Source organism: Candidatus Nitrosopumilus sp. (assembly GCF_028278985.1).
GTDB lineage: Archaea > Thermoproteota > Nitrososphaeria > Nitrososphaerales > Nitrosopumilaceae > Nitrosopumilus.
The window spans coordinates 32,745-47,747 of record NZ_JANQTA010000023.1; the positions used below are offsets into that span (position 1 = coordinate 32,745).

A 15,003-nucleotide genomic window follows, 5' to 3' on the forward strand; every position below is an offset into this window, starting at 1 on the left:
AACAAGGCATTACTGGTTTTTAATTTGTGAAAAAGAAAACAAAGGGAATTCTTGCTTTTGCATTTTTAGGCGGAATTATGGTTACTTCTGGAGTTACCATTGCTATTCCTGGAATTATTCCTGAAGAAGAAAGTGAAAGGATGACAATGACTGGAACTCCTGCAGATAACTATCCTGATGTTGATCGTCCACAATTTTGCGGAATCAATGAACCAAAGTCAACAGCCTATGTTCGGGAATTTGAAATTCCTACTGAATGTACGAATCCATTAGCTATTGTTACTGATTATGATGGCAATGTTTGGTTTACTGAAACAAATACTGGTGGTGTAGGAAAGTTTGATCCTACTACTGAAACTTTTACTGAATATGATAATCCTGGATGGCCAGATGGTGCACGCTCTATGATGTGGGGAATAGATTATGCTCCTGATGGTTCAGTTTGGTTTACTGATGAAGCTCATGATTCTGTTTGGCGATTTTCCACTTTTGATGAAGAATACAATAGATTATCATATCCCTCTGAAGGAAATTCATTACCTCAAAAATTACTAATTGATGGCTCTCAAATAATCATTAATGATTTTACTGGAAACAAAATTACCTTTTTAGATCCTAATCAATCTGGCGAAGATGTGAACTATGTCAGTTTACCTTCTCCTATTGAGAATTCAGTTACTGCCGACTTTGCAGTAGACAATAATGCAAATGTTTGGTATACTAATTGGCTCTTCCAACAAGGTGGTGTTTTAGTAAAATTTGATCACACTGGTTATCTTGAAAATGTTGCAACTGGTGGAGAACAATTTTTACCTTTAATGGACTACATTGAGATTTTTGAATTACCTCCTGAACTATTAACTCCTAATGGAATTGAAATTGATAATGAAGGGAACATTTGGTTAGCAGATACCACTACTTCCTTCTTCTTTAGATTTGATCCTATGACTGAAACCTATACTCAATATGTTACTGCAGAACCTATGCTAAGCACATATGGAAATCAAACTGGAATTGTAAAGACACCTATTTCAAGACCATACTGGATGGCAGCAGATGATACTGGAAAAATTGTCTTCAACTCTCAGACATCAAACAATATCTCTGTAATGGATCCTCGTTCTGATTCACTTGTAGAATATCATGTACCTTCAAAAAATCCATATTGGTCTGATTGTGATCCTGGAACTGGATTTATGCTTGCTGAATGTGGAATTGCACAAGTGTTTGACTTTACAATTGATGGCTCAAAAATTTGGTTTACTGAATGGGTAGAAAATAATATTGGAGTTGTTGATACTACAGTCCCATTACCTGCAGACATTGATTTAGAATCTACCTCTATTGTTTTGGAACGCGGTGATTCAAAACATTTCAACTTTATAGTCACTCCTCAATTTCAACAAAATTTGATGGGTGTTGAGATACTTCTTTCACCAACTCATGATTTCATTGATGTAGAATTGACTCATGATTCTCCCTCTGCTTTTCAGTTAGATAGCGATACTTCAAGACCAATCCATACAGATATCTCTGCCTCTGAAGATGCAATTCCTGGAACCTACAAGGTTCTGATTGGACTTCAAACAGCTGATGTTGCAATTAGTAAATTTGTTACAGTGACAATAGAGTGATACCTGACCTAGATTCTCAAATTGGAATCAATGTTTACAGTACTAGTTTTGATGGGATAGGTGGAAAAATTAGAAATTCTCCAGAAGATTTTGAAGTATCTGAAGTAATTTCAGAAAAAATAAAAAATTCAATTAATTCTGAAGGCGATTATGCTGTTTACAAATTACAAAAAAGAAAAATTGACACTAATCATGCATTATCTGATATTTTTAGAAAAAAGGGTCTACGTGTAAAATCATTAGGCCTCAAAGATGCATCAGCAGTAACTCAGCAGTATGTTTGCGCAGGAAACAAAGGAAAACAGATTGAAGATTTTTCTTCTGAAAAATACTCATTATCTCACATTGGATTTGTCAAAAAACCTCTCTCAAAAAAAGATATGATAGGAAATCATTTCAAAATAGTTATTCAAAACTGCAAAGATGGTATATCCTCATTTACAGAGCATGACAAAATTTTGAATTTTTATGGATACCAAAGATTTGGCTCAAAAAGACCTGTAACACACCTAATTGGTAAGGCAATTGTTCAGAAAAATTTCAAAAAAGCAGTTGACTTGATTCTTTCATTTACTTCGATTTATGATTCTAAAGAAAATACTGAGATTAGAGAAAAACTAGCAGACAAGGCAAATTATTCAAAATATGTTGAAGATGTTCCATATCAGATGGATATTGAAAGAATTGTTCTAAAAGAAATGATCGAACATGATGATTATTTCAAAGCAGTAAAGTCAATTCCTTTATCATTGCGAAGATTCTATGTTCAAGCATACCAATCATATCTGTTTAATTGTTCTTTGAGTAGTGCATTTTCTGAAGGTGAAAATCTTTTTGAGGCTGAATCCGGGGATGTTTGTTTTGATTTTCATGGAAAAATTGGAAAATTTGTTAAAGGTTTGGATCAGAATCTTGCATTACCTTTTGTTGGATACTCTTACTACAAAAAAACTAGATTTGATTTTTACATTTCAAAAATATTGGCACAAGAAGAAATTTCTCCGAAAGATTTTTTCATTAAAGAAATGCAAGAAGTCAGCAGTGAAGGTGGATTTAGACAAGCAGCAATCCATTGTACTGATTATACCTCTCAAAATAATTCTGTTGAATTTACCTTATCTCGTGGTTCTTTTGCAACAATTTTGTTACGAGAGATCATGAAACCTTGTGATCCAATGTCTGCTGGTTTCTAAATATTGAATCAGATGTCTTTAAGTTAGCCTCTCTTCTAAACAAATTGAATTTCATGGAAAAAGCATTCATGCTAATCAGTTGTGAGATCGGAGAAGAACAAACCCTTTATTCTCAACTAAAAGAAATTCCTGAAATAAAAAATTGCTTGATTACCTATGGAAGTTACGATATTGTGGCTGAATTTGAAACTGAAAATTCTGGAGATATGAATCAGGTAATTACATCCAAGATTAGACATTTGTCAAATATTCGTAGCACAATTACTCTTCGAGCAATAAACTAATTTCGTTTTATCATTGCCATTGCAACCCCTGCACCAAAAATTACTCCACCAATAATTACAATCTGGATACCATATGTTATCCAATCTGGATTTGAATACATGAATGATGTCTCAGGTCCAATGACTGACTGTCCTTGAAAATTAAAGACATTTCCTAAAATCATCACGATAATTCCAACAATAATTGTCGGTTTTGCTCCTTTCATGTGTCTGATTGGGTGTTTCTATTAAAAAGGGTAACCAGAATTGATTATTTGACCAAATGATTTTTCGATTTGTTCTTTAATGATTTTCTTATGAGCGTATAAAATGTACAATTGGGATCAACTATCTGAGCCACAAGGCCACAGATACCTAGGCTTGATGCTATTTGGAGCCGCTGCATCCCTTGCTGTAATTTTATTCCTAGTTTTCCATCCTCAGATTGAGGAGATTAACAAAGAATCTCCAATTTTGATTAACATCATGTTCATACCTGCTATGGCAGTAGGATTTCTTTATGGGGTTAGAATTACAGAGCGAGCTGTAAAACCATCAGAAATTCGAAGTCCTTTCAAACGTTCCATTGTGAAGATTTTCTTGTTCTTTTTTGTAATTGGTGGAATGTTTAGTGCAGTAAACTTTGCAATAAATGGTGGAAGTATAATGCCAGAACTTACCATTCTTGATGATGGTTTAATTCCTTGGTTAACTTCCTTTGTAACTGCAAACGGCGGTGCAACATTTTTGATAATTACTAGTATTACATTGATGGCAGCAGCCACCAAAAGAATCGTTGGAATGAATTCTGGATTTCTAAATAGAATGGTTACATTTGTTGGAACTTTTGTATTCTTCACAATGCTTGTTTTGAGTTTTACAAAATCAGATCCTACTTCATCAGGAGTCTTTTTGTACACATTTTATCAGGCAGGAATTGTTGGTGGTGCATTCTTTGCAATGAATCGACTAACTAAAAACCAAAATATGCTTGAAGACTTTTCAAATGGATACTAACACTATTCATCCAGGTCTACATAAATTCCTGAGATGTCATTGTTGATTCTATCCCAGTATTTTTCACAACCATCTAGTTTGAAATCATTTGCTTTACACTCGTTAAAGTGAATTGTTGCATCTCTTTGCAAGTTATCTGCATATAGCACATCGTCTGCTAAGAATATTGCAAGAATTCCAATTGCAGCAAGACTTCCTGCAACTACAATCATTGAATAACCTACTTGTGCATGATTGCGAGGGTCTTTCATTTACGTGGAATCCATTACCCTTGAATTTAATCTTTTCAAGTGAAAATACTGCGATCAAAAACTGGCACTAGGCCATTTTTTGAGAAAAAAAGAAAAGTCAGAGGCTGACAATAGTCCTATGAGCATTCAAATTCTTTCATACGAGTTCATGGGACCTATACCTTTGGATGAATGGGGTCCTCCTATGGAAAAACTAGTCTATTTGATTTTGGCACGAGAGAAGGACAAATTTAGTATTGTCTATGTTGGTGACTGCGAGAAAACTGAAGACAAGGCATACTTTGTTCAACATCCTCAGTTCAAATGCTGGGCAGATCAAACAGGCTCTGAAAAATCATTACATTTGGCAATATTGCCTATGTTTGAATCAACACCCGAATACAGAAAAAATGTTTTGCAAAAAATTATGACTCATTACAAACCAAAATGCAATGCATCAGAAATCAAAGAAGAAAAACCTAGCTATACTGTAAGAAAAACTGAGACTCCTGAAACTGAGAAATTTAATTGTCCTTGTTGCGGTGCAGAAATGCATCCTGAACAAATTTTAGAAAAATCTACAGTGTATAGATGTAAAAGTTGTGGAATGAGTGATACTCGACTTAATTCTTGACTTTATTTTGAACATCAAACAATTGTAAAGTTAGCAAATCAATTGCTTTTTTCAAATGTTGGAATTCATTAATTGAGTGAATTTGTCCTTCTACCAATGCTCTCATAATTTTGATAGAATTTTTTTGAAAATCATCTGATGCAACAATTTCCATTGCATTGATTTTTGATAATAGATTATCAAGATCTTTAATCATTTCATCAGAAGGCTTGTGCTTGTCCATATTTTTTAAAAACTATTTTGATATATGAATCGTTACAACAAATCCTCGTCAATTTCTTGAATTGGGTCAAGAAATTGCTGACAAGTACATGTAGGAATTTGGCATTTTCCGACCTTGATTAACGAATTGCTTTCAGGATTTTTCATGTGTGCCTCATCCGTATGGTGGCATCTTTTGCAATTCATGTTTCAAACTTGCCTGTCTATTATTTAAGCCAAGATTAAGGCATCAAAACTGCTCTAGCTTCAATTTCTGAATCTTTTAGTTTCTTTAGAACTTCGTTTGCTTGCTCTAATGGAAATGCTTGAGATACAACTTCGAGATTTTTCTCATCACAAATTTTGATTACTTGCTCCATGTCTTTTGTTGAACCAATCAACGTTCCTCTGATTGTTTTTTCTTCAAAAGCCATAAACTGTGGATTTTCTCCAACTGTCGCAATTACAATCAGTCCTCCTTTCTTTACTGATTTTACTGCAGTATCAGTCACAATGTCTGCTGGAGCAAATACAATTGCAGCATCTAACAACCCGTGCTTTTCTTTGAGTTGCTCTAGAAATTCCTCCTGATTTTCTGAAAATGTCATTGCATCAATTGCACCTAGTCTTTTTGCAACCTCTAGATGCTTTTGAGCTCTTGAAAACGCAATTACCTTGCAATCTTCTACTTTGGCAAACTGCACTGCCATATGTCCTACTCCTCCAATTCCAAAGATTCCAATTTTTTTTCCTGATTGAGGCTCAGCTGCTTTTACTGCCTTGTATGCAGTGATTCCTGCACAAAATAATGGTGCTGCATATTCTGGTTTCATTGTATCGGGAACTTTGGTTGCAAAATCTTCAACAACAGTAATGTATTCTGTGTATCCTCCCTTGAAAGATTCTCCTGTGATTGTAGATGATTCACAAAGATACTCTTTTCCTTCTTTGCAATATTGACATTCTTTACATGCCTCCAATAGCGGAGTGATTCCTGCTCTGTCTCCTACTTTGAATTTAGTTACATTGTCTCCAACTTGTACTACTTTTCCAACTACTTCATGACCTGGGACAGTTGGTAATGATGGGGGAATTCCAATATCTTTCCAATCTCCTTCTATTCCATGCAACTGTGAGTGACAAACACCACAAGCTTCTATCTGAATAAGAATTTCATTTGGTCTTTGAATTTCATGTTTATCAATTTCTGTAAGTTTAAGTGGATTTGATTCAATTGGAGCACAATTTCCAAGAACCATAGCTTTCATTTTCTCCATAATATGGTAGAATTTGCAGGGAATTTTAAGATATGTTAAATGAATTTTAAAATCAACGAGATACATGGAAAACACTTGAACTCTAGGACGCTCAACTAACATGACGTGTTTTCCAAACTAGTCATCTACTACGCAGAATGACTGCTTCTCGTCATACTATATACGTCAAAATCATATTTAATTATGATCTTAATTTGCACCTAGTGATAATTCCTACTCACTAGAAAAATAAAGGAGCATCTCTAATTCTAATCATGACTAAAATCTCTGATGAAGATAAGGAACGTGTCAAACTGCTTACTCAGGTATCCAGTTCAAAACATGAATTCAAAAAAATGACTGTTGCCCAACTCAAGCGTCTTCAAGAACTAGTTGAAAAGAAAGATTACAGTCACGACAAAAAAGCTCACAAATCCAAAGTAAAACTATTAGGAAAAATCAACGTTAGAATTTATGAACTAGAAGAAGGAAAAGGAATCTGGAATTAGATATGGCTAAAGTTTTTGAACACATTTTGGTTCCTTATAATGGCACATCTGGTAGTGAAAAAGCATTCAAAAAAGCAATTTCTATGGCATCATCAACGAATTCCAAAATAACTGTTTTAACATGCATTGAGGAACGTCAAACTTTTGGATTTTTCAAAACAAAAACAAGCAAGCAGGAATATGAAAAGGAACGTAAACTAGTTGAAAAACAGCATCTCATACTAGAAAAAATTTGCAAAGACAAAGACATTCCATTTGGTTCTGCAATTACAAAAAATGGACTTGCTTCTGAAAGAATTGTTGATTATGCAAAAAAACACAATATTGATCTAATCATTACAAAAAGAACCAAAATGACTTCTTCATATGAAAAACATTCCTACCATAGTACTGTAGAGAATATGTTTAGACTTGCCCCTTGTCCAATTCTAATTTTGTAGAATGTCTGAATTCACTCAAAATGTGAAAATGCAATTTGCACAAAGAATTAGAGATGGTCAATGTGTTATTTGTGGTGAAAAACAACCTGTAGATGATTTAGAGATTCAAAATATCCAGATGCCAATTGAAGAACAAAAAGGTGGATTTTTTTATCACAAAAAATGTCTACCAAAAGTCACTGTGGATTTTGCAAAATCAATGATTAATTCTAAAACACTAGATGACATTAACAATATGTTGAATTCTTAACTCTGTTTCTAACTCAAATCTCTTTGGGATCGAATCTGAACCGTGTTGGCACTATGTTTTTCGTCATTCTACAGTAAAATATCTTAATTTTTTTAGACAAATGATATGAGAATCTGGGATATACCTCCATCGAAACTTTGCAGGAACCATCTTTTAGGTGAACATAGAGAACTTCATGCCATGTGGGTAGTAATTACAGAAAACAAGAAAGGGTATTCTTTGCATCCTGAAACTTTACGATGGAAAGGAAAACTCAAAGCAATGTATCTAAGACATGAACAACTGGTATCTGAAATGACCATACGTGGGTATAATCACAAAAGCCCTCTAGATAAGAGAAAAGCAACAGGCAATGCAAAACAAAATGAATATGTTGATTCAATTAAACAACAAATTATCATCTTGAAGAAAAAAAGATGTTCCTGTGATGTCTAATAGCGTCCATTTTGAAACCCAAAAGAGTAGATGAATCTTACTAGACTCATTATCTATTTATGGTATAATCGAATCATTTGAGATGAAATATTGTGAATCGACTTTTGATAATTGGAATTGCTGTTGCAGTAGCAATTGCAATAATTATTGGAATCATAGTATTTGTTGTAATTCCATTGTCTCAACCACATAATCCTGAAACAATTGCATGGCTAAATCAGGCTGAATGTGACGAACTTTTAGAATGGATAAATGAGAGAAAAGGAACATTGGAGAAATACCAGACTACTGCAAAAGGAATCTATGATTTCAAAGAATGTGGAAAATAGGAATTACTTTTCTAATTGGTTCAAGCCTTAACAGAATCATTCTTTTTATTTACTGATTATTAATCAGAACTAGATTGGATTGGTCAAAATTCCATTTTTATGATTGGATCCCAATGATTGTAAGATTACAATCTGTGAAGGATGAAAATTGGCAAACAACTAGAAAATCAATGCTTAAAACAACTTTGGAATTCAAGTTTAATACTTTGGAAAAATGGTTAGCTCAAAACAACTATTCAAAAAAATCTAAAGTTCAGACCCAACATTACGTACAAGCATTACGTAGAAGCGGAATAATTAATTAGAAAAAAGAATTCAGCCCTCTGGATTCAGTTTTCTTTAAGAATTTTGAAAATCTTTGGGATTAATCCAGAGTAATTTGCATCTGCTTCTGTTGCAACATACAAGATGTCCTCATTTATGGGGAAACTCATATCGATTACAAATTTTCTGTGAGCCATGGCAAAATTCACTTTGCCCAACTGTTTATCAAACTCCCTTCTCATTTTGACACGTAATGCTAGTTCCATGAATATCATCTCTGAATCTCTTTGCTGCTCTAACGATGAGATTCCTTCTCTCATTCCCCCTGCAACTAGTCTTCCTCTCTCATTGATTACTCCTGCAAATCGTATTTTGGAATCTAATTCTTGGATTTTTTTACAAATGTTAAGATAATTCATTATTTCATTACTCATAATTTTTGAATCACCTTAATTTTCATGATATAATTTTATGATTTCATCTGCAACTTTACTTGTATCATTATCCTTTTCTGAACTTACCAATAGCAAGTGTTCTTGACCAAGATAAAATGAAAAACGTTTGACTTTTTCATATTCCGCCATTGTATAGCTGACAATTCCTAATGCTTTTGACATGTCTTTTCTTGCCTTCCAATCAAATACAGATAGATTAACTAACTCTTTTTCTTGTCTTTCAGGAAGAAGACTTTCTATTCCTTCTCTTAATCCTCCTGCAATTCTATTTGACCATTCATCGTATACAGCTGCAAATCTAATTTTAGAATCTGCCTCTAGGATTTTATTACAAAATTTTTCATAATCCATGTATAGTTTGGGATCTTCATGTATTAGAATTTTTTATGAAAGATTGATTCAGTAAATTCAACTCTGAGAATCAGACATGAAAATAATCCCAACTTTTGATAATTTTGGATTCTCTTTATTAGAAAATTTGTCATTTACTTGTTCATGTCTGACAGATGCAAGGGTTGTGGAAAGAAGCTAATTGATTCTTCCATGACTTATTGTTCGGATGCATGTCTTTTTGAGATTGTTTCTGAGGCAGAATCTTTGTCTGAAATCCCAATTTCATTTAGAATTGATGAAGAACCTTGGGTTTGACTTCTTAAATTTTCAAGAATAGTCTTGATGATGAATTTTTTCTGCCTGAATTTTTATTAGAACACGCTTTTCATCTGCTGAACGTCTTGGATACTTGTCCATTCCGATATACCTCTTTGCCAATTTGTCAACGTGGTCTTCTGCCCCATCTGTAGTGATTTCAATTACTTTGCCTCGTATTGCCGCCATGTGGTATGGGTTCTCATTGTCATAAATTGAAAGAGCAACTCGTGGGTCGTTTCTAACATTTTTTTCTTTTAGTCTCCCAAGTGCAGTATTTACCAAAATGATGTCTCCATGATCAATCCAAGTTGGTGCGGCATGAGGAGAGCCATCTTTTAACAGCGTTACAAACGATGCAAAATTTTTTCCTTCTAGCAATTTAATTAATCCTGCTTCAAACTTGCTCATGTTTTTATCTGGATGTTTTAATTAAAATCTGTTTCATACATCCATACGTTCGTTTCTGAATGTGATTACTGTAAAAAACCACTTTGAAGATATGTCAATTTCTTAGATTGATAAAGAAGAAATATCAAAGCGTTCTAGTATAGGTATGGCATCCCCGTTAGTTATTCCAATTGTAATTGTTGTAATTGCAGGATTGACTGGATATTTGGTTTACAAATTTGTAATTTATGATATGATGTGTAAAAAAGCAGTAAATCAAGCATTAAAAAAATACAATATCAAAAAATCTCCTGCTGAAATCATCAGAGAATATCATCAAAGTAAGGGTGAATCAATTTCTCATGATGAAGTAAAGAATCTAGAAAAAACATATCGACAAAATGGCCCAGATGAATTTCTTAGCATGTATGATGCAATACGTGATTCAGAACACAAAAACTAGTCTATGGGTTTACTGGAATCTGAATAAATGGAGTTCCGCCTTCACCAACTACTAGTGGAAGTTTTCCATCCCATGCTTGTGTCTTTAACCATTCAAGATAATTTGGATTCTCTGCAAGTGCTTGGTTAATGATGGCAATAGCTTCTGCCTCACCTTTTGCCTCAGCAATATTGGCATTAGCAACACCTATTGCATTTGCTTCTCTCTGTTTGGCTTCAACTTCAATTCTTAACAAGTCATTCTCTGCTTTGAGTGCCTTTTGCTCAGCCTCGACCTTGGACTCAATTGCTTGTGCAAACAATGGTGAGAATTCAAAATCCGTAATTGAAATTACTTCTGTTACTACCTCAAATTGATTTAGTCTTTCACGAATTGATGATTCAATATCTTGTTTTACCAGTGGTCTTTTAGTGATGAGCTCTTCTGCGTTATAGTTTGCAGTAACTTGTTTTACTGTCTCTTCAATTGCTGGTTGTATGACTCTGTTCTCATAATCTAAACCAAGATTCTTGTATAATCTGTGTACTGCTTCTTTATCCGGATGATAGTTAACTGTCACAGTTGTCTCTACTGTTTGCAAGTCTTTAGATGCACTTCTAGTATTCTTTTCATATTTCAGAGTACGAACTTCAATGTCTACTACTTCATCCTGGAATGGCACTACAAAATGCAGACCCTCTTCAAGTGGAGGTTGAGACAAATCGACTGCATTCCAATGAAGCAACACACCTCTGTGACCTGAATCTACAATTTTTACAGATGCAAAGGCAACAACTCCTATGATGATTAAAATTATAATTCCTATTGCAACTCCTTTTGCTGCATTCATGTTTACGCTAACTTTAGGTGATTGATATTTTGACAAGTGTATCTATTTTACACTCATTACTATTATACCATGTGCAATGCTTAGGGATTAGCTTTTGATTTCCTGAAGAGATTTATCTTGTGATGGCATACGTAATGTATGGCAGATCCCAATTTTTCTTGGATTTATTTGGTAATCTTTCTTGCAATTCCATTAGCTAGAATAATTCCTAGACTTCTAGCAAAGTATAGGGGAGAACAGCCATCTTCAGATGAGTATACGAGACGTTTTGATGAATTTGGTCAACCTGAACCTGTTCGATCATTTACAAAAAAAGAGCCTTCACAGCCTCTCACAAGAGAGAAACAAGTTCTAGGAGAATTACATGGAGGAGTGAATTCCTTTGATAAACTTCAAAAAAACACGGGATTTGATACTCCTATGTTAAATTCAATTTTGGAGGATTTGGAAAAAAAGGGTTTGATGAAAGTAGTAGAAAAACAGGGTATGTTTGGCCCCAAAGTAGAATTGTATTCAACAGACAAGGGATTCAAAGAGTATTACTCTTAATCGATGATCGTTCATTTTGAATAAAATCCTGCTTTTAATCCAAAACTCTGAATTTTCATTTGATGAGTGAAGAAAAAGAACGATTTCTGGATGTAATGAAAAAGATCAAAGAGGACATTGATGTTTTTGATAAGATAGACCTGACTGGACTATATGATGTTGAAGAAAAAGAGTACTCCAAAGTAATCACTAGTCTTGAAAATATGCTGACTCGTTATGAGGAACATGAAAAAGAAATATCTGATATTTTCAATAAACCAAAAACAAAACTAATCATCAGAAATGATTAAAAGCAATTTTTTTCTAAACTTTATGTGGTTACTGCAATTGTAGTTGATGATGATAGTGCAAATCTAAAAACACTATCTGAATTACTTGAACTTAATGGACTTGAAATTCTTGGAACTTGTGTAAATGGAAAAGAAGCTGTCTCAATGTATGAGGATAAGAAACCCGATTTTATCTTCTTAGATGTTATGATGCCTGAATTTGATGGACTCTTTGCATTAGAACAAATAAGAAAAATCGATCAAACTACAAAAATTATCATGGTGACTGCAGATACTACTGGTGAAACAGAGAGTATTCTGAGAAAACTCAATGTTACTGATGTTATTCACAAACCATATGATATTACTTCGATTTTACATGCAATAGAAGATTCGCAAAAATCTACAAATGATTCTGCTCGTCTCTATAAGGATACAATGCAGGAAATTAATTTTGAATTAAAATTAAATGCTGATAAATTACTTAAAAAATGGGAAAAAGAAAACAAAAAAGTACGATTTTAGTACTATTGAAATTCTTTACCACTAGAAAAAAATTCATTCGTCCATTAAATACTACAAATGAGAATTTGCATTAATGACAAATCTAAAATGTTCAGATTATGGATTTGAATGCGATTTTGTTGCATCCGGAGAACCCAAGAAAGCAGCAAAACAGTTTGGTCAACATTACGAAAGTGTACACGGTATTGAATATTCATTTGAAGCCATAGAACAAATCATTCTTAGAAAATCCTGAATTGGAGAATTTCCAATCTCGATTTCTTTTTGAATCTGATTAGAGCATGTTCCCAAAAAATGTCTTTACCGCATTTGCAGTAATTTTTTTCATTAGCGCTGCAATAATTCCAATTCAAAATCTAGTGGTTTGGGGACCTGATTTTGTTTATGGATTTTACATCTCAAATGAGATTACTGCTGAAAAACTATCAATTGGAGTAATTGGTTTTGGGTTTGTATTACTGTATGTTGGATATCGAAAAAAGGATTCATCATACTTGTAAAATCAGAAATGTATGTTCATATGCACAAACATAGAAAATGTGTGTTCAAATGAACAAACATTTTTAGAATTTATGCCTATTTTCTGTTCAAACCAGTACATTTCACAAATGGACCAGACATCTTTTCATTAGATTATTTTGATTTGGATTGTGAAAGATAGGGCATCTATGCTAGTTGATTTAGTCAATGAAAACCCTGGATTACATTTTAGTAAAATTTTGGAAATAACGGGGATGAAAAATGGGGTATTGGCACATTATGCAAAAAAATTAGAATCTGATGGAAAATTACGAATTCACAAAGAAAACAATCGTTCATATTTTTTTAGCCCAGAAATTAGCCTTGATTTTATTCCGATTGTAATCTACTTGAGAAAATCAACTCCTAAATCCATTTTACTGTCATTAAAAAATGAAAATGGACTGAATTTTAAGAAAATTGTAAAAATAGTTGGCAAATCCCCTCCTACTGTTTCTCAAAATCTTACAAAATTACTGAAATCTGGTCTAATAGAATTAAAGCTTGAAGACAATGAAAAAAAATATTTTCTAATAAAAAATCAATTAATGTTAGATTTAATTAAAAAATACAGTTTTCAATAATTTATTTAATAATTTTTATTTTTTTCAAAATTCTATAATTTGAAAACAACATCGATGTTCCTACCAGTACAATTTTCTAATGTACCAATTTTGTTTTTAATAAATTCTCAAAATCATATTCAATGACTTTTCTAAGACAAAACAAATTGTCTATGATCGCAGGTACAGCAATTCTAACTATTGCTCTAACATTTGGCGGTTATTCATTTGCAAGTCACAGCTTTGAAGCTGGTGTAACAGGTGACAATATCCCTGATAACACACACATCACCTTGAATGGCATTACATTGGGACCCGGTGAGGTCATGCCAGTGTATGATGCAAGTCCAAACTATGTATCAGGCCATTTCTTGCTAACTGATGAATGTGTACTAGTTGACGGTGAAGCAGGTGACGACGCAGAAAATGACACTTACCAACCTAGAGTAGCAGTTATTGCCGGACATATTGATGAATTTAATGCAGCAACTCACATCGAGCCAATGCCATTATTCTACATCAATCTTGTATCAAACCAAGATAATAGATGCGTATGGCATGCACATATTCCAGACCCACTAAATGGTGGAGCACCAAGAGTCACTGATATTGCAATTGCAAATCTAGGTGAATCTGATGTTACATTCTCTGGTCAACATGTTATTGACATCAATATTCAAAGCGTACTAGGAAGCATTGGTGATGATCCTTATGAGGGTGGACCAGTTGTTATCTTGGACGAGAATCCAATCTTCGATCTAAATGATGACGACACTACAAACGATGGTTTAGGCCATAGCGGAGGTCACAGCTAAAATGTTCTCAAAGAATATTTCAATGCTCATGATTGCTTCAGTTGCAACAGTAATGTTGCTTTCAGTTGGCTTATCTGAGCAAGCCTTTGCACACGGTGGACAAGTATTTTCATTTACTTTGCCAAACGGTGAACATCGTTTGATTACTGTCATCATGGGACATAGCAATGAACCAACAAGAGCAGCAGAACAAGGAAAGTGGGATGGTGAACACAACATGGAGTTATTCATTCGTGACACTAGAACTGGCTTGAATCTTGCAGAAGCTGATTTGAAAGTTGACAAGTACTTTTACAAAAATGATAAAAAATACAACAAAGCAG

Annotated in this window: 30 protein-coding genes; 21 read left to right on the forward strand and 9 right to left on the reverse strand. The window is 33.7% G+C overall.

Translation table 11 applies throughout. The features are described from left to right. Window positions 1-26: 26 nt before the first annotated feature. Genes Q0941_RS08320 through Q0941_RS08330 form a run of 3 tightly spaced genes read left to right on the forward strand, consistent with a single transcriptional unit; the run spans window position 27 to window position 3,111 of the window. Complete coding sequence (locus tag Q0941_RS08320) at window positions 27-1,634, forward strand: lyase (RefSeq protein ID WP_299292917.1); 1,608 nt, start codon at window positions 27-29, stop codon at window positions 1,632-1,634. Next, the gene (truD, locus tag Q0941_RS08325; protein ID WP_299292919.1) at window positions 1,631-2,827 is read left to right on the forward strand and encodes a tRNA pseudouridine(13) synthase TruD; all 1,197 of its coding nucleotides are present in this window, start codon (window positions 1,631-1,633) and stop codon (window positions 2,825-2,827) included. Before Q0941_RS08320 ends, truD begins: the two co-directional genes overlap by 4 nt. Before the next feature lie 53 nt (window positions 2,828-2,880). Beyond that, window positions 2,881-3,111 carry an Lrp/AsnC ligand binding domain-containing protein gene (locus Q0941_RS08330; protein WP_299292921.1) on the forward strand — a complete coding sequence of 77 codons (231 nt, stop codon included), beginning with the start codon at window positions 2,881-2,883 and terminating at the stop codon, window positions 3,109-3,111. On the opposite strand, the gene Q0941_RS08335 is transcribed toward Q0941_RS08330, so the two are convergent. After that, window positions 3,108-3,317, reverse strand: a complete 210-nt coding sequence (locus Q0941_RS08335) for a hypothetical protein (protein WP_299292923.1) — start codon at window positions 3,315-3,317, stop codon at window positions 3,108-3,110. The two genes, Q0941_RS08330 and Q0941_RS08335, sit on opposite strands and share 4 nt — an antisense overlap. A gap of 103 nt (window positions 3,318-3,420) precedes the next feature. Here Q0941_RS08335 and Q0941_RS08340 point away from each other — a divergent pair, with 103 nt between their 5' ends. After that, window positions 3,421-4,107 (forward strand): hypothetical protein, encoded by a 687-nt coding sequence (locus Q0941_RS08340; protein WP_299292925.1) that lies wholly within the window; start codon window positions 3,421-3,423, stop codon window positions 4,105-4,107. A gap of 2 nt (window positions 4,108-4,109) precedes the next feature. On the opposite strand, the gene Q0941_RS08345 is transcribed toward Q0941_RS08340, so the two are convergent. After that, on the reverse strand, window positions 4,110-4,358 hold the full coding sequence (locus Q0941_RS08345; RefSeq protein ID WP_299292926.1) for a hypothetical protein: 249 nt from the start codon (window positions 4,356-4,358) through the stop codon (window positions 4,110-4,112). Window positions 4,359-4,476: 118 nt separating this feature from the next. Between Q0941_RS08345 and Q0941_RS08350 the strand changes: the two genes are divergently transcribed. Beyond that, window positions 4,477-4,971, forward strand: coding sequence for a hypothetical protein (locus tag Q0941_RS08350; protein WP_299292929.1), 495 nt, complete (start codon window positions 4,477-4,479; stop codon window positions 4,969-4,971). On the opposite strand, the gene Q0941_RS08355 is transcribed toward Q0941_RS08350, so the two are convergent. The 3 genes from Q0941_RS08355 to Q0941_RS08365 are packed head-to-tail and all read right to left on the reverse strand — an operon-like array spanning window position 4,961 to window position 6,449. After that, complete coding sequence (locus Q0941_RS08355; protein WP_299292931.1) at window positions 4,961-5,194, reverse strand: hypothetical protein; 234 nt, start codon at window positions 5,192-5,194, stop codon at window positions 4,961-4,963. The two genes, Q0941_RS08350 and Q0941_RS08355, sit on opposite strands and share 11 nt — an antisense overlap. A gap of 32 nt (window positions 5,195-5,226) precedes the next feature. Beyond that, window positions 5,227-5,379: a hypothetical protein gene (locus Q0941_RS08360; RefSeq protein WP_299292933.1), complete on the reverse strand. Its 153-nt coding sequence runs from the start codon at window positions 5,377-5,379 to the stop codon at window positions 5,227-5,229. Between the two features lie 35 nt (window positions 5,380-5,414). Then, window positions 5,415-6,449, reverse strand: coding sequence for an alcohol dehydrogenase catalytic domain-containing protein (locus tag Q0941_RS08365; protein WP_299292935.1), 1,035 nt, complete (start codon window positions 6,447-6,449; stop codon window positions 5,415-5,417). A gap of 254 nt (window positions 6,450-6,703) precedes the next feature. Here Q0941_RS08365 and Q0941_RS08370 point away from each other — a divergent pair, with 254 nt between their 5' ends. The 6 genes from Q0941_RS08370 (at window position 6,704) to Q0941_RS08395 (ending at window position 8,696) form a co-directional block, all read left to right on the forward strand. Next, window positions 6,704-6,937 carry a hypothetical protein gene (locus Q0941_RS08370; protein ID WP_299292937.1) on the forward strand — a complete coding sequence of 78 codons (234 nt, stop codon included), beginning with the start codon at window positions 6,704-6,706 and terminating at the stop codon, window positions 6,935-6,937. A gap of 2 nt (window positions 6,938-6,939) precedes the next feature. Then, window positions 6,940-7,377, forward strand: a complete 438-nt coding sequence (locus tag Q0941_RS08375; protein ID WP_299292939.1) for a universal stress protein — start codon at window positions 6,940-6,942, stop codon at window positions 7,375-7,377. A gap of 1 nt (window position 7,378) precedes the next feature. Next, window positions 7,379-7,627: a hypothetical protein gene (locus Q0941_RS08380; protein WP_299292941.1), complete on the forward strand. Its 249-nt coding sequence runs from the start codon at window positions 7,379-7,381 to the stop codon at window positions 7,625-7,627. A 105-nt stretch (window positions 7,628-7,732) separates the two neighbouring features. Further along, on the forward strand, window positions 7,733-8,062 hold the full coding sequence (locus Q0941_RS08385; protein WP_299292943.1) for a pyrimidine dimer DNA glycosylase/endonuclease V: 330 nt from the start codon (window positions 7,733-7,735) through the stop codon (window positions 8,060-8,062). A gap of 92 nt (window positions 8,063-8,154) precedes the next feature. Next, entirely contained in the window at window positions 8,155-8,391 is a 237-nt protein-coding gene (locus Q0941_RS08390; RefSeq protein ID WP_299292945.1) for a hypothetical protein, read from the forward strand. A gap of 113 nt (window positions 8,392-8,504) precedes the next feature. Continuing rightward, on the forward strand, window positions 8,505-8,696 hold the full coding sequence (locus Q0941_RS08395; protein WP_299292947.1) for a hypothetical protein: 192 nt from the start codon (window positions 8,505-8,507) through the stop codon (window positions 8,694-8,696). Between the two features lie 24 nt (window positions 8,697-8,720). On the opposite strand, the gene Q0941_RS08400 is transcribed toward Q0941_RS08395, so the two are convergent. Beyond that, a complete protein-coding gene (locus Q0941_RS08400; protein WP_299292948.1) occupies window positions 8,721-9,089 on the reverse strand; it encodes a DUF6659 family protein in 369 nt (122 codons plus the stop codon). 15 nt (window positions 9,090-9,104) lie between these two features. Continuing rightward, complete coding sequence (locus Q0941_RS08405; protein ID WP_299292950.1) at window positions 9,105-9,461, reverse strand: DUF6659 family protein; 357 nt, start codon at window positions 9,459-9,461, stop codon at window positions 9,105-9,107. A 144-nt stretch (window positions 9,462-9,605) separates the two neighbouring features. Here Q0941_RS08405 and Q0941_RS08410 point away from each other — a divergent pair, with 144 nt between their 5' ends. Further along, the gene (locus Q0941_RS08410; RefSeq protein WP_299292952.1) at window positions 9,606-9,758 is read left to right on the forward strand and encodes a hypothetical protein; all 153 of its coding nucleotides are present in this window, start codon (window positions 9,606-9,608) and stop codon (window positions 9,756-9,758) included. A gap of 12 nt (window positions 9,759-9,770) precedes the next feature. On the opposite strand, the gene Q0941_RS08415 is transcribed toward Q0941_RS08410, so the two are convergent. Then, a complete protein-coding gene (locus Q0941_RS08415; RefSeq protein ID WP_299292954.1) occupies window positions 9,771-10,169 on the reverse strand; it encodes a PPOX class F420-dependent oxidoreductase in 399 nt (132 codons plus the stop codon). A gap of 145 nt (window positions 10,170-10,314) precedes the next feature. On the opposite strand from Q0941_RS08415, the gene Q0941_RS08420 reads away from it, so the two are divergent. Next, window positions 10,315-10,611, forward strand: a complete 297-nt coding sequence (locus Q0941_RS08420) for a hypothetical protein (RefSeq protein WP_299292956.1) — start codon at window positions 10,315-10,317, stop codon at window positions 10,609-10,611. Between the two features lies 1 nt (window position 10,612). On the opposite strand, the gene Q0941_RS08425 is transcribed toward Q0941_RS08420, so the two are convergent. Beyond that, window positions 10,613-11,476, reverse strand: a complete 864-nt coding sequence (locus Q0941_RS08425; RefSeq protein ID WP_299292958.1) for a prohibitin family protein — start codon at window positions 11,474-11,476, stop codon at window positions 10,613-10,615. 102 nt (window positions 11,477-11,578) lie between these two features. On the opposite strand from Q0941_RS08425, the gene Q0941_RS08430 reads away from it, so the two are divergent. The 8 genes from Q0941_RS08430 to Q0941_RS08465 all read left to right on the forward strand — a co-directional run. Continuing rightward, entirely contained in the window at window positions 11,579-11,989 is a 411-nt protein-coding gene (locus tag Q0941_RS08430; RefSeq protein ID WP_299292960.1) for a hypothetical protein, read from the forward strand. A 62-nt stretch (window positions 11,990-12,051) separates the two neighbouring features. Then, window positions 12,052-12,279 (forward strand): hypothetical protein, encoded by a 228-nt coding sequence (locus Q0941_RS08435; protein ID WP_299292962.1) that lies wholly within the window; start codon window positions 12,052-12,054, stop codon window positions 12,277-12,279. Window positions 12,280-12,303: 24 nt separating this feature from the next. After that, on the forward strand, window positions 12,304-12,783 hold the full coding sequence (locus Q0941_RS08440) for a PleD family two-component system response regulator (RefSeq protein WP_299292964.1): 480 nt from the start codon (window positions 12,304-12,306) through the stop codon (window positions 12,781-12,783). A gap of 73 nt (window positions 12,784-12,856) precedes the next feature. After that, a complete protein-coding gene (locus Q0941_RS08445; protein WP_299292966.1) occupies window positions 12,857-13,018 on the forward strand; it encodes a DUF1059 domain-containing protein in 162 nt (53 codons plus the stop codon). A 46-nt stretch (window positions 13,019-13,064) separates the two neighbouring features. Then, window positions 13,065-13,283, forward strand: a complete 219-nt coding sequence (locus tag Q0941_RS08450) for a hypothetical protein (RefSeq protein ID WP_299292968.1) — start codon at window positions 13,065-13,067, stop codon at window positions 13,281-13,283. 150 nt (window positions 13,284-13,433) lie between these two features. After that, a complete protein-coding gene (locus Q0941_RS08455) occupies window positions 13,434-13,886 on the forward strand; it encodes a winged helix-turn-helix transcriptional regulator (protein ID WP_299292970.1) in 453 nt (150 codons plus the stop codon). 122 nt (window positions 13,887-14,008) lie between these two features. Further along, on the forward strand, window positions 14,009-14,680 hold the full coding sequence (locus Q0941_RS08460) for a hypothetical protein (protein WP_299292972.1): 672 nt from the start codon (window positions 14,009-14,011) through the stop codon (window positions 14,678-14,680). Window position 14,681: 1 nt separating this feature from the next. Then, on the forward strand, window positions 14,682-15,003 hold a 322-nt coding region (locus Q0941_RS08465; protein ID WP_299292974.1), incomplete at its 3' end, for a hypothetical protein.

Coding starts and splice junctions, on each gene's coding strand:
- Q0941_RS08430 (WP_299292960.1), top strand. CDS start 11,579: ATGGCAGATCCCAATTTTTCTTGGATTTATTTGGTAATCTTTCTTGCA.
- Q0941_RS08375 (WP_299292939.1), top strand. CDS start 6,940: ATGGCTAAAGTTTTTGAACACATTTTGGTTCCTTATAATGGCACATCT.
- Q0941_RS08345 (WP_299292926.1), bottom strand. CDS start 4,358: ATGAAAGACCCTCGCAATCATGCACAAGTAGGTTATTCAATGATTGTA.
- Q0941_RS08360 (WP_299292933.1), bottom strand. CDS start 5,379: ATGAATTGCAAAAGATGCCACCATACGGATGAGGCACACATGAAAAAT.
- Q0941_RS08335 (WP_299292923.1), bottom strand. CDS start 3,317: ATGAAAGGAGCAAAACCGACAATTATTGTTGGAATTATCGTGATGATT.
- Q0941_RS08365 (WP_299292935.1), bottom strand. CDS start 6,449: ATGGAGAAAATGAAAGCTATGGTTCTTGGAAATTGTGCTCCAATTGAA.
- Q0941_RS08350 (WP_299292929.1), top strand. CDS start 4,477: ATGAGCATTCAAATTCTTTCATACGAGTTCATGGGACCTATACCTTTG.
- Q0941_RS08330 (WP_299292921.1), top strand. CDS start 2,881: ATGGAAAAAGCATTCATGCTAATCAGTTGTGAGATCGGAGAAGAACAA.
- Q0941_RS08355 (WP_299292931.1), bottom strand. CDS start 5,194: ATGGACAAGCACAAGCCTTCTGATGAAATGATTAAAGATCTTGATAAT.
- Q0941_RS08395 (WP_299292947.1), top strand. CDS start 8,505: ATGATTGTAAGATTACAATCTGTGAAGGATGAAAATTGGCAAACAACT.
- Q0941_RS08340 (WP_299292925.1), top strand. CDS start 3,421: ATGTACAATTGGGATCAACTATCTGAGCCACAAGGCCACAGATACCTA.
- Q0941_RS08385 (WP_299292943.1), top strand. CDS start 7,733: ATGAGAATCTGGGATATACCTCCATCGAAACTTTGCAGGAACCATCTT.
- Q0941_RS08405 (WP_299292950.1), bottom strand. CDS start 9,461: ATGGATTATGAAAAATTTTGTAATAAAATCCTAGAGGCAGATTCTAAA.
- Q0941_RS08460 (WP_299292972.1), top strand. CDS start 14,009: ATGACTTTTCTAAGACAAAACAAATTGTCTATGATCGCAGGTACAGCA.
- Q0941_RS08380 (WP_299292941.1), top strand. CDS start 7,379: ATGTCTGAATTCACTCAAAATGTGAAAATGCAATTTGCACAAAGAATT.
- Q0941_RS08400 (WP_299292948.1), bottom strand. CDS start 9,089: ATGAGTAATGAAATAATGAATTATCTTAACATTTGTAAAAAAATCCAA.
- Q0941_RS08415 (WP_299292954.1), bottom strand. CDS start 10,169: ATGAGCAAGTTTGAAGCAGGATTAATTAAATTGCTAGAAGGAAAAAAT.
- Q0941_RS08450 (WP_299292968.1), top strand. CDS start 13,065: ATGTTCCCAAAAAATGTCTTTACCGCATTTGCAGTAATTTTTTTCATT.
- Q0941_RS08420 (WP_299292956.1), top strand. CDS start 10,315: ATGGCATCCCCGTTAGTTATTCCAATTGTAATTGTTGTAATTGCAGGA.
- Q0941_RS08410 (WP_299292952.1), top strand. CDS start 9,606: ATGTCTGACAGATGCAAGGGTTGTGGAAAGAAGCTAATTGATTCTTCC.
- Q0941_RS08435 (WP_299292962.1), top strand. CDS start 12,052: ATGAGTGAAGAAAAAGAACGATTTCTGGATGTAATGAAAAAGATCAAA.
- Q0941_RS08370 (WP_299292937.1), top strand. CDS start 6,704: ATGACTAAAATCTCTGATGAAGATAAGGAACGTGTCAAACTGCTTACT.
- Q0941_RS08445 (WP_299292966.1), top strand. CDS start 12,857: ATGACAAATCTAAAATGTTCAGATTATGGATTTGAATGCGATTTTGTT.